Genomic DNA, 12,343 nt, shown 5'->3' on the forward strand with positions numbered 1-12,343 from the left:
TTCAAACTAAAAGCTAAAGAGGAACAATAAGGGCAAAAATGCCCCTGAGTCACTGGAATTCCGCCCGAAGAGGCAAAAGAAAGGCAAAAATGCCCTAGATCGGGCGCAATACAGCCCTAAGGGGCAAAAGAAAGGCAAAAATGCCCTAGAATCGGTGCAATACAGCCCGAAGAGGCAAAAGAAAGGCAAAAATGCCCTTGAATCGTTGCATTTCAGCCCGAAGTGGCAAAACAAGGGCAAAAATGCCCTAGATCGGGTGCAATACAGCCCGACGAAGCAAATCAACGGTATAAATCCCGCAGAATGAGCCAAATCCGGCCCGACGAAGTGAATTAACGGTATAAATCCCGTAGACTGAGCCGAGTCCGGCCCGAAGCAGCAAATCAGCGGTATAAATCCCGCAGAATGAGCCAAATCCGGCCCGACGAAGTGAATCAACGGTATAAATCCCGCAGAATGAGCCAAATCCGGCCTGAAGCAGCAAATCAACGGTATAAATCCCGTAGACTGAGCCGAGTCCGGCCCGACGAAGCAAATCAACGGTATAAATCCCGTAGACTGAGCCGAATCCGGCCTGAAGCAGCAAATCAACGGTATAAATCCCGTAAATGTCCCCAGCCCGCCCGGTTACTATCCATTACCAACAGGGAGTCGGTTTTCGCCACACATTTAATGTGATCCCTACTATGATGAGTGAAATTTGTTTAATTGAGCAGATACATCCGCGTTAATTGAAAATAGGGTAGGAGTTTATCGCTGCAAAATAAAAAAACTGACACCGCTATACCAGCGATATCAGTTTACAGAGCTTAGCGATTAAGCTAGCGGCTGCCTATTTTTAGCTTGTTCCTCTCGCATCCACTGTGACAACTGGCGTTTGAGCTTAAGGAACTCGGGAGAGTCCGTAATCTCATCACGGCGTGGCCGCGGAAACGGCACATCGACTGTATGCAGAATGGAGCCGGGGCGGCCGGAAAATACATAGATACGATTAGAGAGCAGCAACGCTTCTTCGATGTTGTGAGTAATGAACAGCACAGAGCGGCGATTCTCTTCCCACAGCTCAAGCAGCCAGCGCTGCATTTCACTGCGAGTTAGTGCATCCAGTGCGCTGAAAGGTTCATCCAGCAACATTAGCTCCTGAGGAGCGAGCAATGCTCTGAGAAAAGCTGCACGCTGCTGCATCCCGCCAGACAGCATATGCGGATAAGCATGTTCGAACCCGCTTAACCCAACCTTGGCTAGCCACTGGCGCGCTTCCTCGCGGGCTCCATCCCGCAGTGCGCCCTTGATCTCCCCAGCAAGCAGCACATTATCCTCAATCGTACGCCAAGGAAAAAGCGCAGGCTGCTGCGGCATATAACTAATTTCACCGCGTTGACCTGTAACGGCCTTACCGTTCATGAGGATCGTGCCTGCATCGGGTTTCACAAGGCCGCCAATCATATGGAATAAGGTGCTTTTTCCGCAGCCGGAAGGACCAACGATCGAAACGAACTCTTGTTGCTCTACCTTGAGAGAGACATTATTCAGAACGTTCGTCTCACGGCGACGATGGGAAAAAGATTTGGAGATGCCGCTCACTTCAAGGGCGGGTGCCACGGTATGAGCTTCAGGAGAGCTTATGACTTCTGTTGTTCTGTGTTGCATTTGCGTCGCTTGAGACATACAGGCATCTTCCTTTCTATGAGTTACGGCGCGGCTTCCAGCGAACCAGCCATTTTTCCAGCAATGCAATAATAGCAAAGAGTACAAGACTTAAAAGTACAATAATAACAATAGCAACAAACATCCGATCCGTACGATATGCGGATTTCTGCAGAAGCATATAATAGCCAATACCTTTATCCGCGCCAATCCATTCAGCGACCACGGCGCCCATAACCGCATAAGTAGCAGATATTTTTACGCCGGAAAATAGTGCCGGGATAGAAGAGGGCAGCTCCAGCTTGGTGAAAATTTGCCACTTGCTTGCGCCAGCCATTTTCATATAATTCATCATGACCTGATCACTTTGGGCCAGACCGCCCATCGCAGCGACAGCTACCGGGAAGAAACATACTAGTGTAATCAGCACGATTTTGGGCAAAAGACCAAAGCCGAACCAGATAATGAGCAGGGGTCCGAGCGCGATGGAGGGAACATTTTGACTCAGAATAATAAGTGGATAAAAAGCCCGTCTAGCCCAAGGCAAAAGATGCAAAAGCAAAGCAACGATCAGGCCTACCCCCGTACCAATGGGAAAACCAATTAAAGTGAGCCGCAGCGTAGCCATCGTATGAGCCCAAAGACCAGAAGCGTTACTGGTGGATTCACGAGCAATATCAGCAGGACTCGGCAGAATCCAGGATTCAATATGAAATACAGATACAGATAGCTGCCATACGGTTAAAAAGAAGACGACCGCCACAAGGGGCGGCCATATTAGCTTCCAGGTCGATCTCACGGCCGATATTTCTCCGTCAATTTATCCATGCTGATTCCGTTAGGATTATGAGCGATTTTGATCTGCGAAATTACGCTTGGACTGCCTGCTTCGATCAACGCCTCCTGCATCTGACGCACAACCTCCAGCAGCTCGCTAAGCTCACCTTCCATTGTGGTTTCCAGCGGATTCACTTGATGTTTAACACCGGATTTCTGAATGACCTCAATCGCTTTATCTACGTATGGGATGGAATCCTCGTTGTTCGGAGTTTTTGGAATTACTTGAATGCTTAGTAGGGTGTTAGCCACAATAATCAATCCTCTCATTTTATAAGGTAAGTTCAAAAAGCCAACTTTGATAACGAAGTAATTCATTACAATTGTTGTTTACTCCGCCGGTAAAAAATCATTACTGAATGCACTAGCAGCATCCAGCGGTTTATCCAGCAACTTCAGATCATACATCCAGTCGCCGTAATTTTGCCAGACCTCGGTTTTTTGCTCGCCCCAGCGGGCAGCATCGTCCTTGTATTTTGGGCTAAGCCATTTTTGGCTAGCTAGGACAAGGTCGGCGTCCAGGTCAGGAACGGCCTTCGATAACATACCGGCAGCCTCTTCCGGATGATCTATGGCATATTGATAACCTTTTGATGTGGCTTTCATGAAGGCCTTCACCAGATCAGGATGATCTGCAATTTGCTTCTCACTCGTCGTCAGCACAGGCGTGTAATAATCGAGCTGCGGCGCATAATCCTTTAAGTACAGCATATCCAATGGCTCGCCACGCAACTCAGCCTCAACACCAGTCCAAGCGTAGAAAATCCAGGCGAAATCAATGTCACGTTTGACGGCGGTAAAATAATCAGCTTCACCGATACTGATCAGCTTCACCTTTTTCACATCGCCACCTTCAGGATCCATGATAGCTTTCATGGCTGCTTCTTCGGCCGGTGAGCCCCAGCCTCCGTAGGTTTTACCTTCAAAATCCTTTGGTGATTTAATATTGCGATCTACTGGAGCAGCGAATCCCGACGTATTATGCTGAATAATAGCTGCTATCGAGACAAGGGGCACGCCTTGTAGACGGGCTAGCGTTAATCCTTCTTGGGCGCTGATGCCAAATGCGGCTTCGCCAGAAGTAACCATAGTATCAGAACCCGCTGCGCCTGGCTGAACGATCTCGACGTCCAGACCTTCTTCAGCGTAGTAACCAAGATCCTTAGCTACGTATAGACCGGTATGATTTGTGTTCGGTGTCCAGTCGAGTGCGACTTTAACTTTGGTGAGCTCTTTTGGAGCATCCGTCCCAGCCGCAGCAGTTGGATCAGTAGCATTTGCTTTGTTTCCGGCTGTATTCCCATTGTTGCTGCCGCATCCGGCAATGGCAAGAATGAGTACACAGGTGAGGCACAACGTAAGTGCTTTTTTAAGGTGCATGTCTTCTTCTCTCCTTTAAGGTTACAAGAATCCCGTCTTCACAACATGAACCGTAAGTTGTAGTATGTACGTTTTTCTACATCTTTTAGTGATCTTACAAAAAAAGCGCCCCGAGTGATCGGGACGCTGGCTTGGCGCAAGGTTAGTTAAGGTCACAGGGACCAGAACCAATTGGCGATTCCTACGCTGGCATTATCCAGATCAGGTATAAGGGTCAGTATCTTGTGGGATACAATCTCAGCCGGCCAATTCCAGCACCCCTGGTTCTATGAAGTTAACGGGTATTTCTATGTGCAATATAAGTAAGCATAAGTTTTGTACCCATACTTTATATCTTATATTTCTCGCATACGGTGTATTATAGACGGCTGTACTCGGAATGTCTAGTAGTGCACTCCTGAATTTTTCCAATCCAGTAGTTTCTTTTTTGCTAGTCTAGATCTTTATATTTCTTGCGGTGACGCCGTTTAAGCTCACTAACCAGCGCCCCTAGCGTGAGGACAACGCTGATCAGAATCCCGCTCATGATCACGAAGAGGGCAAGAAATTCAAAGGGAGAATAACCAATCATTTTACTCCATTGAATCTTTCCATCCAGATCGTCAATGACCTGATTCATGCCGTAAATCCCGCTTACTACCGTAAATACAGTAAGAATCATCAGCAGATTATCCCGTCGCTTGGATTGAAACTTATCCTGATACTGAAACAGGTCATTTAAGGTTTCTTTCACTTCCTCGAACAAAGCATCGTTTCCGTATACTTTACGCAGCTGAAGAAATATCTCCCGGCCCTGCGACTGGGAAATCAACTCCAAGAAGTAGAACTTTGCCGAGAACTTATTAATGGAGTAGATTAGATTGTCTATTTCCTCATAATCATGATTAATCCGAAGTCGGGAGTGCATATTGGCTAGCTTTAGCAGAACGATTTTGTGGAAAATATTGAGTAAAAATCCGTAATAATATTGCCCGTACATCTGGTTGGCTAGACTAACAGCAATCTCCTGTTCAGCGCGGGTCATGCAGCAAAAGGTCTGCTCATTCATCATATAATACGTGTCTGGACCCCAGCGATTATAGGAGTGTTCATGACAATAGTTCGCAATATATGCTGGATCGCTGGCACTGGCATAGGGCTTTCCGTTCAGATCAATTCCATCAAGCTGTGAGGCACGATAGCGCAGATTTACACTAATCTCATCAGAGCTTTCTTCATTCTGAAAGCCATAAAAAGCTTGCACCTGCATTCTTTCATCTACGAAAAAAGGAAGGGTCTCGAAATAAGCCCCATTGATATCCGATTGATCCAGATATGGCTCCAGTCCATCCACCAAATTTCGGAAGACAAAATCCTCTACCATCTCATAGGTCTGTTCCCCGCAATGAATATAAGTGTAATCATCCTGTATGAAGGTATTCTCTAGCGCACGGAAACGATCTGCGAATTCTAGGGCAATACTAAAGGGAATTGAATCCCCCTCCAGCTGGACACGTATCGTCACGAATCCAAGCTGAAAAGGGCATATGAATATATCCGTCGAGAGAATTTTGAAAAATATAGATTGCTGCGGAATCTCCAGAATGCAGTCGAGATTATTTACTCTGGAAAAACGGCGAAACGAGTCGGCATCCTTCCTGCGTGGAAAAAGGACATGTGCAGCAAACGGTAAATAGGTGCGCTCCATTCGTTCATGGGAAACACAGTAGCCATCTCCGTAATAGGCAGCTTCAAGCTCTTTATTATCCAGAAAAAAACGTGTGAAGCCGTCGTTCTGTAATTGCTGGATAAGCTGCTTAGAATCACCCTTTTTTATAGAAAAGGGAAATATAAACTGCATGAGCGCAGTATGTAACAAAGGCTCAGTTGAAGACTCATTCATTCATCGTCCATCCTTGTGCTCAGAATATGCTTATAGATCACATTACCCTAAAAGGATAACGTTGATACTGTTCTAAATACGGGAACTCTTTCCTTTCACCGCTTGCATGGACTGGAACCTCCATGCGGCAATGCTTAGCAGAAACAAGAAGGCGGCAAAAGCGGCAAGTAATCCGGCTGTTTGTGCCACTTCTAAATGGTCCATAGACCAGCCCATAAACAGAGGTAGCAAAGCACCGCCAACACCTCCGGAAGCAATCATAATGCTGGGTGTTGACTCTTCGGTGCCAGGCAGCATTTTGCTGGAGAAGACTAAAGCAATGGAGAAAATACCGGACATAAACAGCCCCAGCAGCAGAATTACAATGAAAGCAGCCATTCGATTGTCAGTGAACGGAAAGAGTGTCAGCAGTAACAAGGTAAGTAAACAGCTGCTGAGAATGTACACGCGGTAAGATATTTTTTCGGCAATTACACCCGCAAACAATCTTCCTGTAGACATCGCCAGCCAAAAGAAAGTGACTGTCAGTGCTGCGGCAGACTCCGTCATCCCTAGCTTGGCAATAAAGATAGCCGGCATAAAGTTGACTAAACTCATCTCTGTGCCTACATAAAGAAAAAAGAAAACGATGAAGATCCCTAACAGAATCCATTGCTTACCTTTATACGGAAATTTTTTGTTAGAACGTGAGCTTGAGGATTGCGAATTGTCTGCTCCTTGGACAGAGGCGCGTTCATCCAGCATTCGTTGTAGATTACCGAAATGCCCTCTTGTCCAGAGGATAAGAGAAATTAAGGAGAAGGCAGCGACGATTAGAAAGGCCAATCTCCACGCTCCGGCAGCAATGAGCGGACTGGCGATAAGCGGCATCACGAGTGCGCCTATCCCGAATAGCACTTCAAGCCGGCTCATTGCAATAGCAGTTCCTTCGGTTACAGCACCAATAATAATGGTGCCGATAACCGCTTCGATCATCCCGAAACCAAAACCTGCGGCAACAGCGATAACATACATCCAGCCCCAAGGCGGTAGAAAGGCGTAGGCAATTTCTGCAACTAGTAGAAGACTGGTGGCAATGAGGATGCCTCCACGTTTTCCGAAGCGGCGATTAAGCAGGGGAGAGACCAACACACCTGCTAAAAAACCAGCGAATTGACTAAAGATTAATTCACCGCCAGCACTATAATTTTGATCATAATGTTGCAGTAGAACGGGCAGAATAGATCCCAGCACAACATGTGCCAGACCGATAACGAAGTAGGAAAGACAGCCGATCCAAATCAGTTTTTTCACGAAGTAAGCTCCTTATCTTGAAGTAGTTTATGAGGTAAGGTCGGATTCAATGTGAACCTGAAGGGTACATTATAATAAGCACCATTGTTATGATAAATCCAAACGGTGAGCTTGGATATATAAACTTTTGTTTACATGCTTGAAGGGAGAGATTTACGTAATGGATAACAAACAACTGGAGCAACTCATTATTAAGGCATTGGATGACAACAAGTTCGGTTCCTTTGGTACGATCGAAGAAGGAAATAAGCCGAAAGTACGTTATATGGCCATTTTCCATGAGGGTTTGAGAATTTATTTGGCTACAAATCGCAAAACTCATAAAGTGGAGGAGTTATCCGATAATCCGAATGCTTTTGTACTGCTTGGCTATGAGGCAGGCGGAAGCAAAGATGTGCTGGAGATTGAAGCAACTGCTACCGTCTCTAAGGATGAAGGCTTGCGCTCCAAGGTATGGAATAAAGAGCTGGAGCCATGGTTTACAGGACCTGATGATCCTAATTATGTAATTTTGGAGCTTACTCCAACACGTATTGAGTATGTAGGCAGCAATAAAGAGCATGGAGTATGGCAGCCGTAAGCTATAGCTTTGAATTGATCAAACAGCCCTCCTATCCCATATGGGGTAGGAGGGCTGTTTGATGTGTTATAATGACTTCAACTTTTTAGGTATTCATATCGGGGAGGAGCTAAAGCTACATGAGCGTTACTCTGTTATATATTGAAGATGATCGTGAAATTGGCAGTGTAGTGTCTGCTGATTTAAGCGAAAGAGGATATAGTGTCCGCTGGTTACGGAGCGGCGAAGGAGCAATGGAAGAAGCCGGCGCCTGCCAACTGGCTATTCTCGATGTTATGCTACCAGGTCTGGACGGGTTTACGATCGGGCAACGTTTGAAACGTTCTTACCCTAAGCTGCCCATTTTGATGCTTTCCGCCCGGACCTCTATTGATGATAAGCTGCAAGGTTTGGAGTTCGCAGATGATTATTTGACCAAGCCTTTTCATCCGGATGAATTGGCCGCTCGAATTGAGGTGCTGCTCCGAAGGAATGGGGCATCGGTTCAGGATTCGCTCACACTTAAACATCTAGTCGTATATGAAGGGGATAACCGCGTAATGAATGCTCAGACTCAGGAAGAAATCATGCTTACAGGTAAGCAATTTCAGATTTTTTCCTATTTGCTGCGTCATCTTAACCAAATTATGACGAAGGAGCAGATCTACGAGGCCGTGTGGGGTGAGGCTTATATCGAAGGGGATAAAACTCTGATGGTACATATTCGTTATTTGCGCGAAAAGCTGGAGCTTGATCCGGGTAATCCGGAAATTATCGAAACTGTCCGTGGGATCGGCTACCGGGTAAGAGCATGAGAGGATTAGAGCGCATTCGCAAGAAACGTAATTCCTCCTTGTTATCAGGGTATTTGCTAATTATCGTATCTGCACTGCTATTTATCCCTGTGGTCCTTCCGTTGTCTTTTGTTGGCTACAATATTCTTAACGAAGTGACCAAAGGTGCCCCGCCTGTAGATACATCCCTGTATTCGAATATTGCACCGCTGGAGACTATGTGGCATAAAGAGGCACTTCACTTAGAAAATGCTTCTTCGGAAGCCATAAATCAGCGGCTGATTGAATTGAGTCGAAAATACACCGAGGCTACTATGTTTTGGGTAGACGGGCAGGGAAAAACCCAGTTGATTCTCACGCCTGAAGAAGGGGATAAGGATAAGATTTACCCTGAAGTTCCTGATCAGTGGACTGCGGCTGAGGCTATTTCATTTATGAAAGAAAGTACGAATCGTGATCCATTAGCCATCGTTGCTTTCGTGGGGGACAAAGTGGAGGCAGACAAGGGATTTATGGTGATGCAAATTCCAAGCAAGCTGCTGAACAAAGGGGCTTATGGGGGATTAGGGGCTTGGGCTTGGTATAACTTTGTGTTATTTACCCTTTTTGGAGGGTTCGCTCTGGTTTCATGGATGTTCTTTAGAAAAATTCGCAAACGGCTGCTGCAACTGCAAACCGCGATGACGATCACAGGCCCGGATAGAATGCCTAAGTCTATAGTGACAGGAAAACTGGACGAGATCGGTCGATTGGAGGAAGCTTTTAATACGATGGTAACTAAACTGGATGAAAGCCGACGCAGGGAAATAGAAGAGGAAGAGTTGCGTAAGCGTCTAGTCTCGAATTTATCTCACGATTTACGCACACCCCTAACCGTCATTCGCAGCCATATCCATGTTATGACCAAAGAGGATCTGACCTCAAAAGGTAAGCAGTCCTTACAGCTTATGGATGAGCGTATTGCGGATCTTAGCGTCCTGATCGAGAATCTTTTATCTTACAATCTGCTCAATAGTGGACGGGTAACCTTAAAGCTGGAACGTAAAGATGTTTTACGCTTGTTACGGGAAAGTGCGGCTGCTTGGTACCCCGTATGGGAAAAAGAGGGCTTCGATATTGATATTAACCTGGAAGCCGAACCGCTATTCTGGAGGGTGGATGAGGTCTGGTTCCGCCGTATTCTCGATAATTTGTATCAAAACATTGTACGACATGCCAGCAGCGGGCATTATGTCGGGATCTCAACGGAGCAACGTAATGAACAACGTGCCATAATTATTGCGGATCATGGTCGAGGCATTCAGAGTCCATCCGATTACAAGGGGGCAGGTTTGGGATTGTCTATCGTCGATCTTTTGATGAAGCATATGGAGCTGGAATGGGTTGTGGAGAGCACAGGCAAAGGCACTTCTATTGTAATCTTTGATCCGCGTCGTGAAATTTAAACAAAACTTAAACTTGGCACTTCCTTGTTCTTAACCTTGGGACGTTATGCTGTATACCGAGGTGAAGAACATGGAAGAAACAGTGATTAAAACTAAGGATTTATTGAAAAAATATCGTGGCCGGGCTGCGGTAGAAAATTTGAATTTAAATATCCGTAAGGGAGAGATTTATGGTTTTCTGGGTCCTAACGGAGCTGGGAAAACTACAACAATCCGTATGCTGCTTGGCCTAATTACACCGACATCTGGAAAAATTGAAGTGTTCGGCCAGGATCTTCGGAAGAATAAGATGCAAATTTTACGGAAGGTAGGGTCGCTTGTCGAATCCCCCTCGTATTATGGGCATCTGAGTGCTGTGGACAATCTCGAAGCGATCCGCCGCATTCTGGATGTTCCGAAGTCACGAATCGCTGAAGTGCTAGATATTGTTTCTCTAACCGGGGAAGAGAGACGTCCGGTCAAAGGGTTCTCCCTCGGGATGAAGCAGAGACTCGGTATCGCAGCTGCCTTGCTAGGGAATCCAGAGCTGCTTATTCTGGACGAGCCAACGAACGGACTCGACCCGTCAGGGATTCAGGAAATTCGTGGGCTTATCAAACGTTTGCCACAGGAACAAGGAATTACGGTTGTAGTATCCAGTCACCTGCTTAGTGAAATTGAACAAATGGCAGATACCGTGGGTATTATTCGCCAAGGGCAAATGGTATACCAAGATACAATAGCTAATCTGCAACAACAGGCTGCTGGCGAGATACGCCTTGCGGTTTCGGAACCAGAGTCTGCGTTACGTCTCGCTGGAGGCCGGGGGTATGAAGGGACACTACAAGAGCAAAAACTGATTTTTTCAAGAATGAACGATGCAAGAGTAGCGCTGCTAGTCAAGGCTTTGGTAGAGAATGGGCACGCTGTCTATCGTGTAGAGGAGCGGAGACAATCGCTTGAGGACTTCTTCCTACAGGTTGTGGGAGGCGGGGAATCATGATGTGGCGGGCGTTGTCAGCGGATTGGCTTAAAATCCGCGGCAAAGGAATTTGGTTTCTAGTGTTTCTAGGACCGATTGGTCTAGTAGCCATGCAGGGCCTTAACTTTGGCCTTCGTTATGACTATCTGCGTCAGCAGTATAGCGCGGATTTATGGGGAGGACTTCTGGATAATGTGTCCGGGTTTGTGCCCACAGCTCTTTTTCTGGGAGGCACTTTAGTATGCTCGTTGATTGCAAATGTCGAACATCAGATGAGTTCATGGAAGCAGCTCTTGGCACTGCCTATCTCTCGTACCTCAGTGTTTATGGCTAAGTTAATGCTCTGTCTGCTGCTAGTGGCAGTTTCCTGCTTGTTGCTCTCAGTGGGGATAGTTGTTTTAGGGCTTATTTTGGGCTTCAAAGCGGATCTTATTCCTTATGTGGATGTAGTGCGGATTGGCTTTATGTCCTATATTGCGGCTCTGCCGGTCATCGCGCTACAGCTGTGGCTTTCCCTGGCTAATCGTAATCAGACACTGCCAGTTGCCCTGGGGATCACATTATCTTTGACGTCATTTTTCTCCATGTTCCTTTCGGAGTGGGTGCCTTTAACATGGCCATATTTGGCGTGGGACTCTTCTAATCGCCTTTTGTTCAGCGGTGCGGGTCTGCTGCTGGGAATGCTGGTGTTTTTGCCGGGTGCAGTGCATTTCGCTCGAAAGGATGTGGATTAAGATGATGTCATTTTGGAGAGTATTGTCCTCAGAGCGATTAAAAATGTCTAAATCATATGTTTGGCTTTTAGTCATAGGAAGTCCGGTTTTATCACTGGTTCCCGGATTGTTATCGGATAATCAAGGTGAGAAGATGTCTTGGGAGCTGCTGTTAAGTGTGATGTCAATGATGCATGCTTTGCTGTTTCTGCCTGTGCTTTCAGGCATTTTTGCGGCCCTGATCTGTCGTTATGAGCATCATGACGGTGGTTGGAAGCTATTGTTGTCTCTGCCTGTAACCCGGTTGTCGGTGTATCTCTCAAAATATGTGATGATCATCGGATTGCTGGCAGCTGTGCAAATAACGTTCCTCGTTATGGTGCTGGGAATGGGCTTGTTCCAAGGGGCTCCAGATCCAATCCCTTGGGCGCAACTGCTAAAATCAGTATTTGGCGGCTTTGTAGCCTGTCTACCTCTCGCCGCATTGCAGCTGGCGATCTCGCAAAGCTGGAGCAGTTTTGGCGCACCGCTGGCGCTGAATGTGAGTCTGACCATTCCCAATATACTGATCGCTAATTCTTCAACCTACGGCCCCTATTATCCTTGGGTACAGCCGTTGTTGGCCATGAGTCATTATGGTGATGACGGATTTGGTGCCTTTAATCTGCCTTTAGAGACACTGATGATGATAGTGGGAGGAAGCTTGATTGTCTTTTTTGCCGCAGGACTAATCTCCTTTTATCGTAAAGCAGTCTAATTCACAATCAGAGGCTATAAACTCCTCCTCAATGGACATCCCGTGCTGTTTTTCTTATAATTAAAGAATATAATT

At 46.4% G+C, this 12,343-nt stretch carries 13 protein-coding genes and 1 riboswitch; of the genes, 6 read left to right on the top strand and 7 right to left on the bottom strand.

Annotation, left to right across the window (positions count from 1 at the left end; all coding sequences use genetic code 11):
* Positions 1–247 precede the first annotated feature (247 nt).
* The 7 genes from MHH89_RS24165 to MHH89_RS24195 form a co-directional block, all read right to left on the bottom strand.
* Complete coding sequence (locus tag MHH89_RS24165) at positions 248–586, bottom strand: hypothetical protein (RefSeq protein WP_341088346.1); 339 nt, start codon at positions 584–586, stop codon at positions 248–250.
* Positions 587–816: 230 nt separating this feature from the next.
* Positions 817–1,650, bottom strand: coding sequence for an ABC transporter ATP-binding protein (locus MHH89_RS24170; protein WP_076304360.1), 834 nt, complete (start codon positions 1,648–1,650; stop codon positions 817–819).
* Positions 1,651–1,684: 34 nt separating this feature from the next.
* Positions 1,685–2,446, bottom strand: a complete 762-nt coding sequence (locus MHH89_RS24175) for an ABC transporter permease (RefSeq protein WP_036682669.1) — start codon at positions 2,444–2,446, stop codon at positions 1,685–1,687.
* Positions 2,443–2,736 (bottom strand): thiamine-binding protein, encoded by a 294-nt coding sequence (locus MHH89_RS24180; protein ID WP_036682688.1) that lies wholly within the window; start codon positions 2,734–2,736, stop codon positions 2,443–2,445. Before MHH89_RS24180 ends, MHH89_RS24175 begins: the two co-directional genes overlap by 4 nt.
* A 78-nt stretch (positions 2,737–2,814) precedes the next feature.
* Positions 2,815–3,864: an ABC transporter substrate-binding protein gene (locus MHH89_RS24185; RefSeq protein ID WP_076124596.1), complete on the bottom strand. Its 1,050-nt coding sequence runs from the start codon at positions 3,862–3,864 to the stop codon at positions 2,815–2,817.
* A 161-nt stretch (positions 3,865–4,025) separates the two neighbouring features.
* Positions 4,026–4,136, bottom strand: a riboswitch (TPP riboswitch).
* A 158-nt stretch (positions 4,137–4,294) separates the two neighbouring features.
* On the bottom strand, positions 4,295–5,746 hold the full coding sequence (locus MHH89_RS24190; protein ID WP_076124594.1) for a hypothetical protein: 1,452 nt from the start codon (positions 5,744–5,746) through the stop codon (positions 4,295–4,297).
* A gap of 72 nt (positions 5,747–5,818) precedes the next feature.
* Complete coding sequence (locus MHH89_RS24195; RefSeq protein WP_076192749.1) at positions 5,819–7,039, bottom strand: MFS transporter; 1,221 nt, start codon at positions 7,037–7,039, stop codon at positions 5,819–5,821.
* 160 nt (positions 7,040–7,199) lie between these two features.
* Here MHH89_RS24195 and MHH89_RS24200 point away from each other — a divergent pair, with 160 nt between their 5' ends.
* From MHH89_RS24200 to MHH89_RS24225, 6 genes are all read left to right on the top strand, one after another.
* Positions 7,200–7,619, top strand: coding sequence for a pyridoxamine 5'-phosphate oxidase family protein (locus MHH89_RS24200; RefSeq protein ID WP_038568443.1), 420 nt, complete (start codon positions 7,200–7,202; stop codon positions 7,617–7,619).
* A 119-nt stretch (positions 7,620–7,738) separates the two neighbouring features.
* Complete coding sequence (locus MHH89_RS24205; protein ID WP_038568445.1) at positions 7,739–8,413, top strand: response regulator transcription factor; 675 nt, start codon at positions 7,739–7,741, stop codon at positions 8,411–8,413.
* The gene (locus tag MHH89_RS24210) at positions 8,410–9,837 is read left to right on the top strand and encodes a HAMP domain-containing sensor histidine kinase (protein WP_076185223.1); all 1,428 of its coding nucleotides are present in this window, start codon (positions 8,410–8,412) and stop codon (positions 9,835–9,837) included. The genes MHH89_RS24205 and MHH89_RS24210 overlap by 4 nt, the downstream gene beginning before the upstream one ends.
* A gap of 70 nt (positions 9,838–9,907) precedes the next feature.
* Positions 9,908–10,819 carry an ABC transporter ATP-binding protein gene (locus MHH89_RS24215; RefSeq protein ID WP_076307938.1) on the top strand — a complete coding sequence of 304 codons (912 nt, stop codon included), beginning with the start codon at positions 9,908–9,910 and terminating at the stop codon, positions 10,817–10,819.
* Positions 10,816–11,532 carry an ABC transporter permease gene (locus MHH89_RS24220; protein WP_076124588.1) on the top strand — a complete coding sequence of 239 codons (717 nt, stop codon included), beginning with the start codon at positions 10,816–10,818 and terminating at the stop codon, positions 11,530–11,532. Before MHH89_RS24215 ends, MHH89_RS24220 begins: the two co-directional genes overlap by 4 nt.
* 1 nt (position 11,533) lies before the next feature.
* Positions 11,534–12,268, top strand: a complete 735-nt coding sequence (locus tag MHH89_RS24225; RefSeq protein ID WP_076124586.1) for an ABC transporter permease — start codon at positions 11,534–11,536, stop codon at positions 12,266–12,268.
* Positions 12,269–12,343: the final 75 nt, after the last annotated feature.

The organism is Paenibacillus sp. FSL H7-0323 (assembly GCF_038002725.1).
Taxonomy (GTDB): domain Bacteria; phylum Bacillota; class Bacilli; order Paenibacillales; family Paenibacillaceae; genus Paenibacillus_AQ; species Paenibacillus_AQ odorifer.

Excerpts from the sequence above, each read along its gene's own strand:
- MHH89_RS24170 (WP_076304360.1), bottom strand. The coding sequence starts at position 1,650 with ATGCAACACAGAACAACAGAAGTCATAAGCTCTCCTGAAGCTCATACC.
- MHH89_RS24185 (WP_076124596.1), bottom strand. The coding sequence starts at position 3,864 with ATGCACCTTAAAAAAGCACTTACGTTGTGCCTCACCTGTGTACTCATT.
- MHH89_RS24190 (WP_076124594.1), bottom strand. The coding sequence starts at position 5,746 with ATGAATGAGTCTTCAACTGAGCCTTTGTTACATACTGCGCTCATGCAG.
- MHH89_RS24200 (WP_038568443.1), top strand. The coding sequence starts at position 7,200 with ATGGATAACAAACAACTGGAGCAACTCATTATTAAGGCATTGGATGAC.
- MHH89_RS24205 (WP_038568445.1), top strand. The coding sequence starts at position 7,739 with ATGAGCGTTACTCTGTTATATATTGAAGATGATCGTGAAATTGGCAGT.
- MHH89_RS24210 (WP_076185223.1), top strand. The coding sequence starts at position 8,410 with ATGAGAGGATTAGAGCGCATTCGCAAGAAACGTAATTCCTCCTTGTTA.
- MHH89_RS24215 (WP_076307938.1), top strand. The coding sequence starts at position 9,908 with ATGGAAGAAACAGTGATTAAAACTAAGGATTTATTGAAAAAATATCGT.
- MHH89_RS24220 (WP_076124588.1), top strand. The coding sequence starts at position 10,816 with ATGATGTGGCGGGCGTTGTCAGCGGATTGGCTTAAAATCCGCGGCAAA.
- MHH89_RS24225 (WP_076124586.1), top strand. The coding sequence starts at position 11,534 with ATGATGTCATTTTGGAGAGTATTGTCCTCAGAGCGATTAAAAATGTCT.